Origin of the sequence: Tenacibaculum sp. 190130A14a (assembly GCF_964048965.1) — a bacterium.
Taxonomy (GTDB): Bacteria; Bacteroidota; Bacteroidia; order Flavobacteriales; family Flavobacteriaceae; genus Polaribacter; species Polaribacter polynesiense.
This window is the reverse complement of sequence record NZ_OZ040189.1, coordinates 1,017,448-1,036,850: the sequence shown is the minus strand read 5'-3', so window position 1 is coordinate 1,036,850 and position 19,403 is coordinate 1,017,448. Positions and strand designations below refer to the sequence as shown.

At 32.6% G+C, this 19,403-nt stretch carries 18 protein-coding genes; 6 read left to right on the top strand and 12 right to left on the bottom strand.

Annotation, left to right across the window (positions count from 1 at the left end; genetic code table 11):
* The first annotated feature begins 204 nt into the window (after window positions 1-204).
* The 5 genes from ABNT22_RS04965 (at window position 205) to ABNT22_RS04945 (ending at window position 4,849) form a co-directional block, all read left to right on the top strand.
* Window positions 205-1,284 carry a sensor histidine kinase gene (locus tag ABNT22_RS04965; protein ID WP_348714698.1) on the top strand — a complete coding sequence of 360 codons (1,080 nt, stop codon included), beginning with the start codon at window positions 205-207 and terminating at the stop codon, window positions 1,282-1,284.
* Window positions 1,274-1,981: a LytTR family DNA-binding domain-containing protein gene (locus ABNT22_RS04960; protein WP_348714695.1), complete on the top strand. Its 708-nt coding sequence runs from the start codon at window positions 1,274-1,276 to the stop codon at window positions 1,979-1,981. The genes ABNT22_RS04965 and ABNT22_RS04960 overlap by 11 nt, the downstream gene beginning before the upstream one ends.
* Window positions 1,982-2,094: 113 nt before the next feature.
* The gene (locus ABNT22_RS04955) at window positions 2,095-3,405 is read left to right on the top strand and encodes a sugar MFS transporter (protein ID WP_348714692.1); all 1,311 of its coding nucleotides are present in this window, start codon (window positions 2,095-2,097) and stop codon (window positions 3,403-3,405) included.
* Between the two features lie 5 nt (window positions 3,406-3,410).
* On the top strand, window positions 3,411-4,502 hold the full coding sequence (locus ABNT22_RS04950; RefSeq protein ID WP_348714690.1) for an acyltransferase family protein: 1,092 nt from the start codon (window positions 3,411-3,413) through the stop codon (window positions 4,500-4,502).
* Entirely contained in the window at window positions 4,502-4,849 is a 348-nt protein-coding gene (locus ABNT22_RS04945) for a hypothetical protein (RefSeq protein WP_348714689.1), read from the top strand. The genes ABNT22_RS04950 and ABNT22_RS04945 overlap by 1 nt, the downstream gene beginning before the upstream one ends.
* A gap of 95 nt (window positions 4,850-4,944) precedes the next feature.
* Here ABNT22_RS04945 and ABNT22_RS04940 read toward each other — a convergent pair whose 3' ends face one another.
* From ABNT22_RS04940 to ABNT22_RS04930, 3 genes are all read right to left on the bottom strand, one after another.
* Window positions 4,945-7,479, bottom strand: coding sequence for a S8 family serine peptidase (locus tag ABNT22_RS04940; RefSeq protein WP_348714687.1), 2,535 nt, complete (start codon window positions 7,477-7,479; stop codon window positions 4,945-4,947).
* Between the two features lie 442 nt (window positions 7,480-7,921).
* Complete coding sequence (locus tag ABNT22_RS04935; protein ID WP_348714684.1) at window positions 7,922-9,070, bottom strand: AraC family transcriptional regulator; 1,149 nt, start codon at window positions 9,068-9,070, stop codon at window positions 7,922-7,924.
* A gap of 178 nt (window positions 9,071-9,248) precedes the next feature.
* Window positions 9,249-10,112, bottom strand: coding sequence for a helix-turn-helix transcriptional regulator (locus ABNT22_RS04930; RefSeq protein ID WP_348714682.1), 864 nt, complete (start codon window positions 10,110-10,112; stop codon window positions 9,249-9,251).
* A 90-nt stretch (window positions 10,113-10,202) separates the two neighbouring features.
* Between ABNT22_RS04930 and ABNT22_RS04925 the strand changes: the two genes are divergently transcribed.
* Entirely contained in the window at window positions 10,203-10,556 is a 354-nt protein-coding gene (locus ABNT22_RS04925) for a DUF983 domain-containing protein (RefSeq protein WP_348714679.1), read from the top strand.
* A gap of 100 nt (window positions 10,557-10,656) precedes the next feature.
* Here the strand turns inward: ABNT22_RS04925 and ABNT22_RS04920 are convergent, their stop codons facing one another.
* From ABNT22_RS04920 to ccoN, 9 genes are all read right to left on the bottom strand, one after another.
* Window positions 10,657-11,253: a hypothetical protein gene (locus ABNT22_RS04920; protein ID WP_348714676.1), complete on the bottom strand. Its 597-nt coding sequence runs from the start codon at window positions 11,251-11,253 to the stop codon at window positions 10,657-10,659.
* 190 nt (window positions 11,254-11,443) lie between these two features.
* Entirely contained in the window at window positions 11,444-12,277 is an 834-nt protein-coding gene (locus tag ABNT22_RS04915) for a universal stress protein (RefSeq protein ID WP_348714674.1), read from the bottom strand.
* 90 nt (window positions 12,278-12,367) lie between these two features.
* Window positions 12,368-13,210 (bottom strand): YitT family protein, encoded by an 843-nt coding sequence (locus ABNT22_RS04910; RefSeq protein ID WP_348714672.1) that lies wholly within the window; start codon window positions 13,208-13,210, stop codon window positions 12,368-12,370.
* Between the two features lie 108 nt (window positions 13,211-13,318).
* A complete protein-coding gene (locus ABNT22_RS04905; protein ID WP_348714671.1) occupies window positions 13,319-14,014 on the bottom strand; it encodes a sulfite exporter TauE/SafE family protein in 696 nt (231 codons plus the stop codon).
* On the bottom strand, window positions 14,014-14,460 hold the full coding sequence (locus tag ABNT22_RS04900) for a FixH family protein (RefSeq protein ID WP_348714669.1): 447 nt from the start codon (window positions 14,458-14,460) through the stop codon (window positions 14,014-14,016). Before ABNT22_RS04900 ends, ABNT22_RS04905 begins: the two co-directional genes overlap by 1 nt.
* A 150-nt stretch (window positions 14,461-14,610) precedes the next feature.
* Window positions 14,611-16,032 carry a cytochrome c oxidase accessory protein CcoG gene (gene ccoG / locus ABNT22_RS04895; RefSeq protein ID WP_348714667.1) on the bottom strand — a complete coding sequence of 474 codons (1,422 nt, stop codon included), beginning with the start codon at window positions 16,030-16,032 and terminating at the stop codon, window positions 14,611-14,613.
* A gap of 37 nt (window positions 16,033-16,069) precedes the next feature.
* Window positions 16,070-16,993: a cbb3-type cytochrome c oxidase N-terminal domain-containing protein gene (locus ABNT22_RS04890; protein WP_348714665.1), complete on the bottom strand. Its 924-nt coding sequence runs from the start codon at window positions 16,991-16,993 to the stop codon at window positions 16,070-16,072.
* 14 nt (window positions 16,994-17,007) lie between these two features.
* Window positions 17,008-17,175 carry a CcoQ/FixQ family Cbb3-type cytochrome c oxidase assembly chaperone gene (locus tag ABNT22_RS04885; RefSeq protein ID WP_348714663.1) on the bottom strand — a complete coding sequence of 56 codons (168 nt, stop codon included), beginning with the start codon at window positions 17,173-17,175 and terminating at the stop codon, window positions 17,008-17,010.
* Between the two features lie 5 nt (window positions 17,176-17,180).
* Window positions 17,181-19,382 (bottom strand): cytochrome-c oxidase, cbb3-type subunit I, encoded by a 2,202-nt coding sequence (gene ccoN / locus ABNT22_RS04880; protein ID WP_348714662.1) that lies wholly within the window; start codon window positions 19,380-19,382, stop codon window positions 17,181-17,183.
* Window positions 19,383-19,403: the final 21 nt, after the last annotated feature.

Genomic DNA, 19,403 nt, shown 5'->3' with positions numbered 1-19,403 from the left:
AAGTAAAAATTAGAATATAGTTAGGTTAAATGTAGAAATAGAATAAAGTTTTGAAAAAATATTATCTACTAACAACATGAAATTGGGAATAAACAACACTCCAGCATAGATAACTGCAAAAACCATTGAGACATTAATAAAAATCAAGTTTATTTTTTCATACTAATATATTAAATTGCTGTGTTTTTTATCAAATTAACACTAATGATTGAACTTAAATTATACGACAATAATACCTCTATTAGAACCATTCCAAAAAAATATCACATTCTTTTCTGGATTGGCTATTTTAGCTTCAATGTCATACGATGGGGAAGCTATTTTGACGATTATTGGTATTCTTTAAAATCTAATTTGGTGGAGTTCCCACTACACATTATTCTTGTGTATCTTAATTTGTATTTTTTCATTCCTAAATTTTTATTAGCAAAAAAGTACAAAAGATACATTTCTTTAGTGTTTGTTTCTTTATGTCTTTTATATATTGTTAGAACTCTGTTGAATTATGTATTGGTTACTGAAAATATTTGGCCCGAGGCAGAAGGGTATCAGGAAGCCTTTACCTTTAATCATATTATTGCAGTAACTCTGGGAGAATTATACGTTTTAGCATTGGCAACAGCCATAAAACTTACAGTAGATTGGGTTAACCAACGTAAAAGAATTGAGAATCTTAAAAAAGAGCATTTAAAAAGCGAGTTAAACTTTTTGAAAACACAGATACAACCCCATTTTTTCTTTAATACGCTGAACAACTTATATGCTTTAACACTTGAAAAATCTGATTTAGCATCTTCAGTGGTTTTAAAGCTTTCTGATATTATGCAATATGTTATTTATGATATTAAAGAACCTAATGTAAGTTTGTTAAAGGAGATAGAATACATTCAAAATTATATAGATTTAGAATTACTACGTTGTAATAAAAATGCTAATATTGATTTAAAAATACATGGAGATATCAGTCAAGCAAAAGTACCTCCTCTATTATTTTTACCTTATATAGAAAACTGTTTTAAACATGGAAATAAAAACAGTAATGATTTTTATATCTATATTAGTTTCAAAATCAATCCGCAAAATGAGTTGGTTTTCAATTTAAAAAACAGTTTTAACCCTTCTTTTGAGGTTAATGATAAAAAAGGAATTGGCAATGCAAATACGAAAAGAAGGCTTGATTTAATTTTTAAGAACCGTTACCAACTTGATATTTCAAGAGAAGAAAATATTTTTTCCGTTAACTTAAATATTCCGCTAACTAAAAAAGAATACAGTGAAAATTAATTGTATTATTATCGATGATGAACCTTTAGCCATTAAGGTTATTGAAAATCATTTAACAGAATTTAAAAACATGGAGGTTATTGGTACATTCAATGACCCTATTAGCGCACTACCTACTATTGAAGAACATAAGGTTGATGTTGTTTTCTTAGATATTAATATGCCTAAAATAAGTGGCTTAGATTTTCTAAAAAACGTAAGTATAAAACCCTATGTTATTATTACAACGGCTTATCGTGAATATGCCGTTGATAGTTACGATTTAGATGTACTCGACTATTTAGTAAAACCTATTCCTTTTTCTAGATTTATAAAATCTATTAACAAACTCACTCAACAATTATACTTAACTCAAAATTTAGATGCTTCATCCAATCAATCTGACTCTTATATCTTTTTAAAAGTAGATAAAAAGTTAGTTAAGATTAAATATAAAGATATCTTGTTCATAGAGAGTTTGAAAGATTATATTCGAATTCAAACAAGTACCGATAAATATATTGTTCATAAATCACTTACCAGTATTACTGAAGAATTACCAAGTGAAAAATTTCTTCGTATTCATAGGTCGTATACCATTGCTTTAGATAAAATTGATTCTATTGAAGGAAATTTAATTGAAATAGGTTCAAAGAGAATTCCAATAGGAAGAAAATATATCAATCTTACCAAACAGATTATTTTAAACAGAGAATAAGAACTTTATATACAAAATTGATGTGTTTAGCGTATTTTTTGTGTTACAGGTAGAAAAAATTTAATCATTGCTTGATTAATTACTTACTTCATTTTTCATTGTAATAAAGAAAGATGAATACAACAACAAACAATCAACAGGTTACCGCTATTGTTATCATAGCAAGCTTATTCTTTATTTTTGGTTTTGTTACTTGGGTAAATGGAGCGTTGATACCATTTATGAAAACTATTAACGAACTTACCGAATCTCAATCATATTTAGTTGCCTCTGCTTCTTATATTTCTTTTGTTTTAATGGCTCTTCCTGCTTCCTACCTACTCAATAAAATTGGATATCAAAAAGGTATGTCTGTAGGTTTAATTATTATGGGAATCGGAGCTTTAATTTTTATACCAGCTGCAAATGCAAGAACGTATTCATTGTTTCTATTGGGTATTTTTATTCAAGGTACAGGTATGACCATTTTACAAACGGCAGCCAATCCATACATTACTATTTTAGGTCCTTTAGAAAGTGGTGCAAAACGCATTGCTATCATGGGAATTTCCAATAAAGTAGCAGGAGCTTTAGGCTCTTTAATTTTTGGTTCTTTATTACTCTCTGGAATTGATGAAATCAAAGAACAACTTTTAACAGTAAACGATGCTGAAAAATCAACCATACTGAATACAATGGCCAATAGCGTAATTACTCCTTACATTATTATGGCACTGGTTCTTTTTGTACTTGGTGTTTTAATTCGATGGGCTCCCTTGCCCGAAGTACATCCGCAAGAGAACGATGAAACTAGTACTAGTCCTCACCATAAAACCTCTATATTTCAATTCCCTCATTTATGGTTAGGGGTTATTACCTTGTTCTTATATGTAGGTGCCGAAGTTATTGCGGGAGATACGATTATTTCTTATGGAATCTCCTTAGGAATCTCCGCTTCAGAAGCTAAATTCTTTACCACATTTACTCTAATGGCAATGGTAGCAACTTATATTCTGGGGGTTATTTTAATTCCGAAATATCTTCAACAGCAAACCGCTTTAAAAATAAGCGCTGTTTTAGGAATTGTTTTTACCATTTTAATCATGAATACCACCGGATTTACTTCAATCTTATTTGTTGCCGCTTTAGGTATTGCCAATGCGTTAGTATGGCCAGCTGTATGGCCTCTAACATTAAAGGGATTAGGTAAATTTACCAAAACTGCTTCTGCTTTGTTAATTATGGCCATTGCAGGAGGTGCTATCATTCCTCCTTTATTTGGCAAACTTATAGATCATTACAAAGAAGCATACATAACCGAAGGAATTAGTGAAGTAACTGCTTTAGCAAAAGCATCTACCGAGAGTTATTGGATTTTAATTCCTTGTTATGTTTTTATACTGTTTTATGCCGTCTACGGACATAAAATCGGACTAAAAAAATAAGCGCTATGCAACGCATTCAATCAGTAGATATATTAAGAGGACTTACCATATTGGCAATGATATTGGTCAACAATCCCGGTGATTGGGGCCATGTATACCCACCTTTATTGCATGCCGAATGGCATGGGTTAACTCCCACAGATTTAATCTTTCCTTTTTTTATTTTTATTGTAGGCGTTTCTATTACTTTGGCATATCAGCATAAAAAAGCTTCTAGAACTATCTATAAAAAAATATTCATTCGTAGTGCAAAGTTGATAGCACTTGGGCTCTTTTTAAACTGGTTTATTCCTTACTTTCCTTTTTTTGAAAGTTATGAAACGGTTCGGCTACCTGGTGTACTGCAGCGTATAGGAATTGTGTTTTGCATCACCTCTTTTTTGTATTTAAACTGTACCACCAAAACATTGTTACATATTTCTTTTTGGGGATTGGTGGGCTATTTTATAGTGTTGAATTATGTGCCTTTACCCAACGGAGAAGTTCCCAGTTTGGCAAGAGTTCCCAATAACTGGGCTAACTATATTGATGTACAACTTTTGGACAATCATTTATGGAAACCCGATTATGATCCCGAAGGTATTCTAAGTACCATCCCAGCTATTATTAGTTGTATTATAGGTGTGTTAATAGGAAAAGTACTTCTCTTAAAAAATACTAACGTTAAACTAAAATACTTGTTCGGTAGCGGAAGTTTTGCCTTGCTGATAGGATATATCTGGAATGTATTTTTCCCGATAAACAAAGCATTGTGGAGTAGCAGTTTTGTATTAGTTACAGCGGGTTGGGCCATTTTGTTTTTGTTGATTTTTTACTATGTGGCAGATGTTCAACAAAAAACATTTGGAAAAATCTGCATCTATGTAGGCACCAATGCCATTACTATTTATTTCTTGTCTTCACTCGTTGCTAAGACCTTTTATTTAGTCAACTTAAACGAACAGCAAAACATACATTCTTTCTTATATGAACATCTATACACCAGTGTTATTACTAACAATAAGTTAGCCTCCCTTTTATATGCATTCACGGTAATGCTATCTTATATCCTTTTAGGGTTTATTTTATTTAAAAGACGAATTTTTATCAAAGTATAATGAAAAGCAACATCCATATTACCTACTATAATTCCTATTACTACATGGAGTTGAAAGAAAAACAATCCTTTGCCTTTTTCAATAGGTTCACCAACTGGTTAAGTGCAGAGTTTGATTTATTATTACAGGAACAGTTAAAAAACGAGCTAATCATTTACTACCCAAATGGTAGTATTGTAATCAAACATCATAACAATTCACAAACGCTTACAATGAGCGTTAAAAACAAAATTGAAAAAGACTGTATTCGTATAGCTGATAATGTATTGAATAGCTATTCTTTTTTACAAAGCAGTATTCACCTTTTTCATGAACCACAACTAGAATCAAAACATATTAACTGCTAAAAAGCCCCAACTAATTTTAGTTGAGGCTCATGATCTAAAAAAATAAAACTATTGACTAAAACATGTTTTGTCAATTCTTGGTAATTCAATATTGATTACTCTTTTATAAACTTAAGTACCTTTCGTTCTTTTTTAGTTTTTAACTCAAAGAAGTAAATTCCATTTGGCAATTTTGAAACATCTATGTTATTGGTTGCTTTCCCATATTGTACCACGCTACCTACCGCATTAATAATGGAATACCTAGTATTTGATAATGATACTATTTTAATGTTTAAAAAGTTTGATGTTGGATTTGGAAAAACAGTAATTTTCGAGGTATCACCATTTATTGAGAATTCCCCCCAATCATCTCCCCAATCATCATCCCAATCATCATCCCAATCTGATTTAGTGGTTACACTGACTTCATTGCTACTAGAAGAAATATTACCCGCTGCATCTTTTGCTTTTACAGAAAACTTATACGCTGTATCAGCTGTTAAACCAGTTACATTATAGTTGGTCGCTGTTACCGTTGTTAACTTTGTAGTTCCTCTATATACATCATACCCTGTTACGGCAACATTATCGGTTGAAGCTGTCCAGTTTAAAGTTAAATTAGTTTTCTCAATATTAGTAGCCTTTAAACTTGTTGGTGCTGTTGGTGCTTGTGTATCTTTAGCCGCTTCTTTCTTAGTTGTAAAGTTAATTGAAGTGCTATATGCAGAGTTTTTAATTGCACATTTACTACGTACTTGTACGTCATACTTTGTTTCAGCTGTTAAGCCTTCAATTGTATAGCTATTTGTAGTTGCTTCTTTAGTTATCCAATTTGTAGTTCCAGATTTACGGTATTGTAAATCGTATTTTGCTCCAACTACCGCAGTCCATTCTACTTTAGCTTCCGTTTCCGTTACGTTATTTGCAACTACATTTGTTGGTACTGTTGCATTACATACTATTGGTGCTCCTTTTAATCCTGTTACGATTAAAGAAAAATTCTGACTATTTCCTGTTAAAGTTCCTTTATGAGTAACCGTAATTGTATAGGTTCCTGATGCATTTGCTACATCTACTCTTTCATAAGGATCTACTTTATTGTCTCCTTTGGTATTAGTGTTTACTCCTGTTAATTTCCAAGGATTGTAGGTTGTAGTTCCTTTTTTAACTCTAATATCTAAATCATTTACTAAAACAGCTGTAGATTGATTTGCTTTTTCTGTAGCCGTACCTGGTCTATCTGTCCATGAAATTGATGCTAATAATGGACTTTTCCCATCAGACTCTACTGTTAAGGTATACGACTTTCCTGATGTTAATGTTAACTCTTTAATTTGAGCTTCTTTACCTGCTTGTGTAATAGCTACGGCAGCTTCTTTCGAATTTAATAATCCCCATCCAAAAATGGCATCCGGTCCTGTTGAACCTGCATCATCAGCAGTATGTAAAGCCAAACCTTTTAAGGTAGCTGCTTTCATAAAGTTATTGTTCTTATTCTTATAATGCTGTTGTAATAACAATAAAGAACCTGTTACATTTGGTGCTGCCATCGATGTTCCTGTCATTTCAACATAATCATCGTTAACATTTCCGTCACTATTGTTTTGCCCAGATGCCTTGTCATAACTAGGAAAGTGAGTAGCTGAGTATACTCCTGCTCCATTCCCTGCAATATCTGGTTTGATACGTAAATCATCTGTTGGTCCTTCACTACTTGAGTTGTGAATTTGCACTGAAATTAACTTTCCGCTTGCGTCAACATTTGCATCTTGTGCATTAGTCACTACTAAATTATTCTTACAGGTAGCATGACCAGATAATTTATCATAAGCCTTGTTTCCATTTAATGGTTCTGCATTCGAGCTTTCATCCTGTCCATCATTACCTGCTGCTACTACCATTAAATAATTTGGTGTATTAAACATCAATTCATCCCAATCACGAGAAACTTTAATGTATGCTCCAAAATAATAATCAGGAATTTGCGCTGCGCCATAACCATATGAATGATTCGAAAGTATCATTCCATTAGATGCTGCATTTGTTGCTTCTGACTTATCATTGTTCCAATCATTTCCAATGGCAGATGCATAGGGAGCCATTCCTTTTGCTTTCGCCACTTTTCCTGACGCTACAATAGTAGCCGTTACATGCTCTGCATGAAAGTTCAAAGTAGAAGATCCATCACCTACAGATACTCTATTGTTTCCTCCAGTTCCATCATATTCTTGATGGTCTTTGTTGGGTACTCCCCCATCCCATACATAGGCTTTCATTCCTTGACCAAATAAATTTAAGCCTAATGAACCACCTTTGTGTAAGTGATTTGTTCTTGTTGATTTTGCCGCGTCTACATTAAATGTTGTATAATAAATAGGTTTACCATCTACAACTTCTTGAAGTTCCATATAGGTACCATCCTTTTTAAAGATGGTAGTTTCCCATCCTTTTTGTTTAGCTATTTTATAAGCTTCTTCTTTTTTATTGTTGCTTTCTTTTTGAAAATTACTACTTAATCTTTGTAGTTTTTTTAAATCATAACTGCCACGTATAGATTCTACTTCTTGTTTGTTCTGTGCTTGTACTTGATAACTCGTTCCTAGAAGAACAGACGAAAGGACCATCGCCTTTAAATAATTGTTTTTCATTTCTGAAGGGTTAATTTATAATTAAATAATTTCGGATTAAAATTAGCTTCCCTTCTTTAATAAAAAGTTCAGTTTTACAATACTAACACAAAAAATAAGTTCATTTTTATAATTGTTTACACCTAACAAATCACCAACAATCCCTTGAAAAAACAGTTCATTGAGGTCTTATCACTATAGGATGAAGTAATCATTTAAATGACCCCTTTTTATTTCCGTTTTCTGGTATTTAAGTAACTAATCTCTTCATTCCTCCTTCAAAAAACCATCAACAAATGGTTTCTAAAACATTAATTAAGAGAGAGAATTGAATTTCTTTTTTAAGAAAGAATAAGTTTATAGTATCCCATTCCTATAGGAATATGGATTTATTGAAGTTTCATAGGAAGCACTAGTTTTGTAAAAAACTAAAACTTTAATAGTTATGAAGTAAGATACCCAACTAAGCGTCCTTTTCTTTTCTAAATTGCTTTCTATATTGTGTAGGCGTCATGTCTGTATACTTCTTAAATGCATTGTAAAAAGTAGTCTTGTTGTTAAAACCTATGTCTATAGCAATAGCAAAAATGGTATCAGGATTTTCCACTAACAGTTTCTTCTTAGCTTCTTCTATTCTAAAAGAATTGATATAATCTGGAAAACTATTCTGCGTGTTCTCATTAATGGCTTGAGAGATATGCGGAATTGGTCTTGCTAGTTTTTTAGAAACCTTATCCATCTTTAATTCAGAATCAAGGTATAATTTTTCATCTCGAACTAAAGTATCTATCTCATTAAAAAGTGCTAGTGAATCAATTAAAGTAGATCCTTTATACTTTTCTTTATCTATTTCATACAAAGATGGTAAATCTTCATATTTACCTGAATAAGCAAACACAGGAAAATACATCATCGATATAATTAGAAAAATAAAAAATATCGATTTTAATATCTTTTCTACAAATAAAATATGCTCTAAATTATCTCTATTAAAAGACAGCAGTACTGTATTTAAAAGCACAATTGTATAGAGCACTATTGAAAAAACTAAGATAATTTTTCCCCATTTATAATACAGTGCTTTACTCGAACCTAAATCGACAATTAACGGCGCCTTTTTTAATGTTTTATAGGCTATAATTGTTAATATTAAATTGAAAGCTGCCATTATAAACTCATCTGTATTAGCAAGTATTATTGGTAGCTTAGTATTGGCTTCTGCTAAATTATCAATATTAGATGCATCTTGTTTTATTAGAAACCCTGTGATCAAAGAATAAATAAGCAATACTCTTACTACAGTAACTCCAATAACAGCAATTATAATGGTTTTAAGATGGCTGGTTTGCCCTGTAATGGCAGAAACGAATAGTAATAAAAAAAATCCTATTAAATGCGATACTAGCAATGCTATATAGGTAAATATACTATAACGAAGAGTAGCACCTAACGTCATGAGATAATCAGACAACGCCGATAAGGTAAAAATACTAATCACCCCTATGATAGCAAGTTTAGCGTATACGTTTTTACCCAAATTATGCTTATTGAAAAAAATAAAAATAATAAGAGCTATACCAATAATAATATTGATAAAAGACAGGTTGTCCATAGTTGTGTGTTGCTTTTTAAGATCGGTAAATATAAAGAAAGAATAATATCAAACCACTTACTTCCAAACAATTAAAAACCGAAGTTTTCAACCATGTCCAAACTATTTTTGAATTCAATAGTTGGTAAGCTTTTCTTTACTAACGGCTCGTAAACAACAAAAAAATAAGATCCCTATGTTAATAACGTTTTCTAAAAGCAGTTGGACTTTCACCAGTTTTAAGTTTAAAAAACTTAGAAAAATGCGAATAGTTTTCAAAGCCTAATTCATAAGCAATATCGGTTAGTTGTTGTTTTGAATGTACCAATAATCGTTTTGCTTCTAATACTACTTTCTCATACAATAAATCCGTAACGGTCTTGTCTAAGACTTCCTTAGAAATTCTATTTAAATGCCTTACCGACATATGTAATTTGTCGGCATAAAATGCTGCTTTTTTATGTTCTTTAAAATGTGTAGTAATCAAATCATCTAACTTATGAATAACGATAATGTTGTTTACCGTTTGTTTGGGCTGTGGTGTATTTTCTTGATTATATAGCCTCATAAAATCTATATAGAGTAGGTTTACCAAACTCAGTAAGGAGGCTCTTTTTAAAATTTCATCGGTATGATATTCTTCATTAATTCTTTGAAAGGATGTACTAAAGGAGGCTATTTTGTTTTTGGGTAAATCAATCAAAGACTCATGTAAGGTATAAAAAGGAAACTCATTCAAATTCAATTCACTCATACTCAACCTAAAAAACTCTAGTGTATGAAAAAAGATAAATCCTTTTACCGAAGATGTAAAACTCCAAAAATGAGATTGCCCTGGTTTTAAGAAAAACACCCGTCCTGGTTTTACCTCATAGGTAGTAAAATCTATTTCATGTTTCCCTTCCCCTTCAATTATCAATACACATAAATAGAAACTATGTTTATGTGGTTGACTAAAATAGCGTTCGTTTCTTTTTAAATGGACATCTAACTCATTGCTATAAAAGTAATCTTCAATTGCTATAGAAGGTTGAAAATTTTCAATATTTAAAATCGGAATCATACAGAAATGTCTTAATTAGACAAATTTAAGCAACTTATGGATAACATTTTCCAAAACACAGCATCATACCTTTGCACAAATTTAAATCATATGAAATCAGTTATAGCTTTACTTTCTAATAAATGCCCAAGATGTAACAAAGGAAAAGTATTTAAAAACACTGTTTTTAACTTGTTCAAAATTGGAAAAATGGAAAAGAGTTGTTCTCATTGCGATTTTGTTTATGAAAAAGAGCCTGGTTTCTTTTTTGGAGCCATGTATGTAAGCTATGGTTTAATTGTAGCTGAAAGTATAGCCGCTTTTATCATTTTTAGGTTGTTCTTACAATTAGAATGGTTTTTAAGCTTCGGTTTAATTGTATTACTATCTCTGTTATTGGTAGGTGTAAACTTTAAGCTATCTCGTTTAATCTGGATTTATCTATTTGCTCCCAAAAAAGAATAAAATTAACAACCAAAAAGATGAACAGAAGTCCATCCTTTTATTTACTCTATTTTTTCTGACTACACCACAACCTTAAATTTGTTTTTTGTTGTAGTTCAAGTTATCTTTTAGTTAACCAAATTGATGAGATGTACATATTGTACTTTTCGTCAAAAGTATAGGAAATTCTAAACCCTTTGGAAAAGTCAATTTCTCTTAAAACAGTTAAGAGTATCATTTGAAAATTGATAGTTCCTGGATTAAAAAACTCGGGTCCTGTGAACTGAATTCTATGTTCTCCTTTTGGTAAATTCTCTGCAGATGATATTAATCTATCGAGCCATCCGCTTTCATATGGTGAGATACTAATGGTACTATTTATGATTATTTTTTCAACTCTATCTCCAGACAATTTCTCTACATTTAAAGACTTTAACTGCGAAGACACATCTACTACATGAAAATTATCACTCTCTAACTCAAGTATTGATTTTGCTTTTCCGTAATATGCTAAGTTGGTTAAGCTAACTCCTTCAGAGACCTTAGGCGGTTGAATTATTTGGGCATCTCTTTCTTTATGTAAAAATTTCTTTTTGACTTTTAGCAAATCTCTTTCACTCTTTACATCAAAATTCTTAAGACCATATACATACATATGCACTGTTGATTTGCACGACAATAAAGTCAACAAAGTTGTTAAAAACAAAAGTTTTTTCATGTTTAATCTGTTTTAAGGTAGTTTTAATCTTAGTCTTTCTAACAAAGGTTTCTTTTAGCTAAAATTAAGAACAAACAATTGACTTTATTTACCTAGAAGTAGGTAATTTATACAGTGTAGGTATAAAAACAAAACCCCAACATCTAACTAAGATGTCGAGGTTTTTTTGAATTAAGAGGAAACCTATATTTTAAATCTTAAAAGTCAATACGGGTAAGGTAGCATGGTTGGCTACATCTTCAGAGATGCTACCTTCAATAAAATGTTGTAGTCCTTTACGTCCGTGTGTTGCCATGATAATCACATCTTTTCCATGCACATTAGAAAACTCTAAAATCCCATCTTCAATGGTATAATCCGCTACGTAATGTACCTTGTCTAAATTAGCAATACTCCCTTCCGCTTTTTGTAAGAAATTGGCTACTTTTTCTTGCATTTCTTTGGTACTTCTAAACTTAGAATTAGGGGTATTTACATGTAGTAAATCTACCGTACAATTAAACTGAGCTAACAATGCTTTGGCTTGTTGGTAAGGTTCAATATCTTCATCTGAAAAATCACAAGCAAATACTGCCGATTTAAAAGAGGTAGTTACCGCTTCGTTTTTAATTACCAATACGGGTATTTCCGCATTTCTAACTACTTTTTCGGTATTAGAGCCTACAAAAAATTCTTTAGCTCCAGTAGCACCGTGAGATCCCATCACAATCATATCGGCATTTTCATCTCTTGCTAAAGCATTGAGCTCGCTAAATACTTTAAAATGCTTGATAATAGGTGTTACCTTGACCTCCTTTAAAAAATCTTTATCTAAAAATTCTTTAAAGCGTTTTTCTGCTAATTTATAATAGAAAACTGTTTGTTCGTTTACGGCACTTTCAGATCTAGAAATTAGTGCATTTGATAGTTCAAGCATATGTACGGGTAATACCTCAGCATCAAAGAACTTTGCTAAATAGCTTGCGGTTTGTAATGCTCTCTCTGAATATTCAGAAAAATCAACGGGTACAATAATTTTTTTCATAAGAGATTTGGTTTTAATTTCTACATTAAAAGTACTTCTCTTTTGTATAAAAAAATATGATTTTTATCAGGTTAAAACTCCTAAAAACCCTTATTCTAAAAACTTAGTTCCTAGCATTTCTGTAGCATCCATTACCATCATTTTAGCCTTTTTATCTTCTGCATATACCAATTGTTTTAAAGCATTCAATCGGTTTACTGGTACGGTTACAAAAATGATGTATTTGTCATTGCTCAAGCTTAGATTATTTCCAGCTACCAAGGTTCCGTTTACGCCAATTTTTTCATTGATTAGTTTACCCAAAGGTTCTAAGTTATTGGCTGAAGATATGTGTACCACACGCCCGTTAGGTCTACCCGATAGTACTACATCAATCATTTTAGTAGTAATAAAAATACTTATCATACTCCACAACGCTAATTCTACATTGTTAAATACAATGGCAGTACATACGACTACAATGGCATCTAATATTAAAATAACGGTACCTGTTTTTAGTGATGTTTTAGAGGTAATAATTCGAGCAATAATAGTTCCTCCTCCGGCAGATCCACCCCCTTTAAAGATAAACCCGATTCCCAATCCTACAGCTATTCCTCCATACAATGTTGCTAGCAGTGGTTCTTTGCTTAAAGCAGGTAATCCGATGTATTCTGAAATAACATCTATAAAAATACTCACCGTAATAATGGCTACGGTACTTTTTAAAGCAAAATACTTTCCTAAAAAACGAATACTAATGATTAATAAAGGAATATTAATGAGGGCAAACAACACCCCTATTGGAAGACTAAATAAATAGTTGAATATAATGGCTAAACCTCCTGTTCCTCCCATGGCTACTTTGTTTGGACTTAAAAATCCAACTACACCAAACGCCATTAACAAACAACCGATGATGATAAAACTGTAGTTTAAAACTTCTTTCTTCATAAGATACTTCTTAAAAGTACAAAGCTATAACAATCTGTTTTCTTAGCACAAAGAAGCTTGCATTCATTTCCCTGAAATTTTAGCAATGAACGCCAAAATATTATCCACTTAATGACAACCTACAACAGTGTCTGCAGTACTTTTTAAAACGGGTGATACATAGGGAATTCCCAACCCTAATCCACGGAGAATAAATAAGACACCGATAAAAACAACTACATAAGGGATTGCTTGTAATATTCTCTTTCTTATCAATCCGTTTGCAAAGTTACCAACATACACTACGGTTGTCATTAGTGGAATGGTTCCTAATCCGAATAATAACATATAAATACTTCCAGAAAAAGCATTTGAAGCGGTTAATGCACCAAATACTGCCATATATACTAATCCGCATGGAAGAAAACCATTGAGAAAACCAATGGTAAAAAAAGTATCGTTTCCTTTCTTTTTTAATTCTTTTCCTAAGGTAGACTTCACCTTCATTACAAGCTTATTGATTCTGTTGGAAAAGTTATATTTCTGAAACGTTTTGGGAAGTAAAATAACTAGAATCATTAAAACTCCCATTATGATAGAGAGTTGCTGTTGGAATCCGAAGAAATAAAAACTCTTCCCCAATAATCCGAACAGCATTCCTATCAAACTATAGGTAAATAAGCGCCCTAAATGATAGCTTGTTATTTGAAAGAACTGTTTTACTTTGTTTGTTCTATCAACTGGTAACATAAACGCTATTGGGCCACACATTCCTATACAATGGAAGCTTCCTAACAATCCTAATATGAGTGCTGATATATACATTAGTAAATCAACTCTTTCTGATATAAATAATCTTTATTTTTGTGCTTCCAGGATACAGTGATGTTCCAGCGACCACCTAACAAACGGTTCTCAGGCACGAGCAAATATGTATTGGAAAGTGAAATTGGAATTTCGAAATCCAATTGCTTATTAGATGGTCTATATAGGAACACTTTTCCTGAAATTTCTTTAGGATTAAACTCCGTTGGAAAATGGATGTTTAATCCTTTTGCTGTTTTTTCAACTTTTATATTTTCCTTTAATGCCTTTGCATTTTTTGTGGCATTAATACTGTTCTGATATTCTAGTTCTTTCTGATAATATTTATCAGATACTAAATCGTGATTATAATTTTTACCTGTACTCATGGTAATTACGAAATACATGATAAATCCTATAAATCCAATAATTGCGATTACTATGCCCGTGCCCCAGTTTAGTTTCATTTTTATTGTATTTGTGTCATTAAGAATGAAGTATTCTGTTTATTGATTAAGAGATTACTTCGTCATTCTTCCTCGTAATGACGGGTTATTATTTATTCTTTTCTCTGTCTCCTGTCTCCAAAAGACTAAAAACTATCAACTTAAAACTACCTATCGATAGCTTCTTGGTCCTAAGAAATTAGTTTTTGCCGTTTCAATCAATCGATCTCCACTATACACTCCAATTCTTAAGGTGACCTTTTCTTTTTTCATTTCAGATTGGTGCAATTCTATAAACAATGTTCCTTCCGCCAATCCTTGTTTTGGAACTTCAAAATTTTGATGAGTAACCGTTTCTATTTTCCCTTTGTGCGATAGTAACTTGTAACTTACATCGTCTATTTGCTTGGTCGTTTTATTGATTACCTTATAGGTGTAAATATTACTAATGATTCCGTTTTCTTTGTGTTGATACAATTGTCCTGGTAATCGTAAAATCGTAGCTTCGACATCATTTCGTAAGAACAACATTCCGATTAAAACTGCAATTAAGATTCCTAATACTGCAGAGTACCCTTTCATTCTTGCTGAGAATTTAAAAGGTGCTTTCTTTACAATATTCTCCTCGCTTGCGTAACGTATCAATCCTTTTGGTAATCCTACTTTTTCCATCATATGATCGCACTCATCAATACATGCCGTACAGTTTACACATTCTAATTGTGTTCCGTTTCGGATATCAATTCCTGTCGGACATACATTTAAACATTGAAAACAATCAATACAATCTCCTTTTCCAGAAGCTGCTCTGTCTTCTTTTCTATTGAATTTTGCGCGTCCTTTTTCTCCTTCTCCTCTTACATGATCGTAGGCAACATTAATGGTTTTATTATCTAATAATACTCCTTGTAATCTTCCATACGGACAAGCAATAATACACACCTGCTCTCTAAACCATGCAAACACAAAATAGAAGACTCCAGTAAATATCAACAGCGATATTAAGGTGCTAATGTTATCTAAAGGATTTCCGGTTACATAATCAATCACCGTATCTCCTCCAATCAAATATGCTAAGAACACATTGGCTATTAAAAACGAAATGATAAAAAAGATAATCCACTTTAAAACTCTCTTTTTAATTTTCTCTGCATTCCATTTTTGTTTTGCTAAACGTATTTGTTTTCCTCTATCTCCTTCAATCCAATATTCTATTTTCCTGAAAACCATTTCTAAGAAAATGGTTTGTGGACAAATCCATCCGCAGAAAATTCTACCAAATACAACTGTAAACAGAATGATAAACACCACTCCTATAATCATAGACACCACGAGTAAATGAAAATCCTGTGGCCAAAATGGGAATCCGAAAATATTGAATCTTCTTTCTAAAACATTGAACAGTAAAAACTGGTTTCCGTCTATTTTTATAAAAGGAGCTGACAGTAAAAATAGTAGTAAAAAATAGCTGACATAGGTTCTGTATTTATAAAACCTTCCACTTGGTTTTTTAGGAAACACCCAAGCACGTTTACCTTCTTCATTTATCGTACCGATACTATCTCTAAATTGTTCGTTCTTGGGAGTTTCCATAATCAACTATTAAAAACTAATTTGCAGTAATTTTAAATTATCGCACACTATCTTTTGCTTGTTCTGTTCCTTCTTCTTTTACCTCTTTTGGAGCTGATTCATCTTTATACAACTCTCCTTGTGGTGCTTTTGGTTTCGCTGGAGTGGTTCCTTGGAAAGTCATAATATAACTTGCTACTTTTTGAATATCTTTTGGTTTCAATGTTTTTCCCCAAGCTACCATACCTTTTCCATCTCTACCTCCATTGGTAATTGTGGTAAATATATTCTTGATTCCACCTCCTAAAATCCAGTATTCATCAGTTAAGTTAGGTCCAATACCACCTCCACCATCAGCAACGTGACACGCCGCACAGTTTAGGTTATATACTGCTTTACCTCTACTTAAATCTCTATCGGCAGTTAATACCGTAACCGTTTCTGCATCGACTACTGCTTCTTTCGAAGTAGATCTAAACGCTGCCAATTCTCTTTTTGCCAAGGCAACTTCTTTGTTGTATTCTGTAGTTTGGCTATCACCATCTAATACATGATATTTTACTAAGTATACTACTCCGAAAATGATGGTTGCATAGAACATATATAGCCACCATGGTGGTAAGTTATTGTCTAACTCTTTAATACCATCATAATTATGATCTAAGATAATTTCATCTTCTTCTTCAATGGCCTTGGTATCTGTCCACTTTTTAATTAATTGTTTTGCCCAAGCCCAATGATCTACTTCTTCAGGATTTACTCCTTCTTTTTCCATTTGAAGTGTTTCTGCTTTTTGCTGCGCAACGATGTTTAACAATTCTTTCATTAGAATTACAATAATCAAGGCTACAATGGCAATCCACACTAATGGGTTCTCATACAAACTAAATGGATTTTCGTATGATTGTATTGCAGTCATAATAGCAAAAAGTGTAACTGCAATGAACGTTATATATGCTATAGATTGAAAATACTTTTTCATCTTACTTTTATTTACTAGTTATCTAATGGTAATTCACTTACCTTACTTATATACTCCTTTTTGGCTGTAAACACCCACCAAAACAACACTACAAAGAATGTAAAGAATATGGTTAATGAGATAATTGGGTAGATTTCAATACCAGCAATAGTCTCCATGTGATTTTTTACGAACTTTAACATAATTTCTAGTTTTTACTACCTAATTGGTCTTCTATATCTTTTACTTTAATATCGGTTCCTAGACGTTGTAGATAAGCGATTAATGCTACAATCTCTCTGTCTTTCATTTCGATAAATTTCTGTCCGTTTTGCTGTGCATACTTTTTATCATCAGCATAACTCTTTGCAAAATCTGGGTCCTGATGTAAATTCTCTTGAATCTTAGCTCCTTGGGCTTCCATACTTGCTTGTGCATTGGCAATATCTTCATCTGTATAAGGAACTCCTAAGCTTACCATAGCTCTCATTTTTGCTTCGGTATCACTCTTATCAAGTTCATTTCTTACCAACCATTGGTATGCTGGCATAATAGAACCTGGTGAAGTACTTTGTGGATCATACATATGGTTTAAGTGCCAACTGTCAGAATACTTTCCTCCAACTCTTAATAAATCTGGCCCAGTACGTTTAGAACCCCATAAGAACGGATGATCATATACAAACTCACCTGCTTTCGCATATTCTCCATATCGTTCAACCTCACTTCTAAATGGACGTACCATTTGCGAGTGACATCCTACACATCCCTCTCTAATGTATATATCTCTACCTTCTAATTCTAATGCCGAATATGGTTTTACACTGGTAATGGTTGGAATATTAGATTTTACTAATAAGGTTGGTACAATTTGTACAATACCTCCAATTAAAATTGCTATGGTTGCATAGATGGTTAATTTGATTGGTCTTCTTTCTAACCAAGTATGCCAACCTTCTTTTGATGTTCTGTATTTAGATACTTTTGTTAATGCTGGTGCTTCTGCTAACTCATCAGTAACATCAAATCCAGACTTCACTGTTTTTACAACATTGTATAACATTACAATGGCACCTAGAATAAATAAACTTCCTCCTATAGCACGCATCCAATACATTGGAATAATTTCGTTTACGGTTTCTAAGAAGTTACCGTAAGTTAAGGTTCCATCTGGATTGAATTGTTTCCACATTGAAGCTTGTACAAATCCTGCTACATACATTGGTAACGCATACATGATAATACCTAAAGTACCAATCCAGAAATGGAAGTTTGCTAATGCTGTAGAGTATAGTTTTGTTTTAAACATACGTGGTATTAACCAGTATAACATACCAAAGGTTAAGAAACCATTCCATGCCAAGGCTCCAACGTGCACGTGTGCAATAATCCAGTCAGAGAAGTGCGCAATTGCATTTACATTTTTAAGAGATAACATTGGTCCTTCAAACGTAGCCATACCATAACCAGTAATTGCTACTACCATGAATTTTAATACTGGATCCACTCTTACCTTATCCCAAGCTCCACGTAAGGTTAATAAACCATTGATCATACCTCCCCAAGATGGTGCAATTAACATTACAGAGAATGCTACTCCTAAGTTTTGTGCCCAATCTGGTAACGATGTATATAATAAGTGGTGAGGACCGGCCCAGATATAAATAAAGATTAACGACCAGAAGTGTACAATAGATAATCTATAAGAATATACTGGACGATTGGCTGCCTTCGGAACAAAATAATACATCAATCCTAAGAACGGTGTTGTAAGGAAGAATGCTACCGCATTATGTCCGTACCACCATTGTACCAAGGCATCTTGTACTCCTGCATATACTGAGTATGATTTTAAGAAACTTACTGGTAACTCTAAACTATTAAATATATGTAATACAGCAACCGTTACAAAGGTTCCTAAATAGAACCAAATAGCTACATATAAGTGACGTTGTCTTCTTTGTAAAATCGTCCAAATCATGTTAGCTCCAAAAGCTACCCATACTAAAGCAATAGCAATATCTATAGGCCACTCTAGTTCTGCATATTCTTTGGATGTTGTAATTCCTAACGGTAGGGTTATCGCTGCAGCAACAATAATTAACTGCCATCCCCAGAAGTTGAAATTACTTAAAAAGTCACTTGCCATACGTGTTTTTAGTAAACGCTGAAGTGAGTAATACACCCCTGCAAAAATTGCGTTTCCTACGAATGCAAAAATTACTGCGTTGGTATGTAACGGACGTAGACGCCCAAAGCTTAACCATGAAATTCCGTCAGTAATATTTGGGAATAAAAACATAAAAGCCAACAGTAGTCCTACTGAGAAACCAACGATCCCCCAGAGTAACGTGGCGTAAATGAACTTTTTTACGATTTTGTTATCGTAATAAAATTGCTGCATTTCCATAATCTAAATTGAATTTAATAT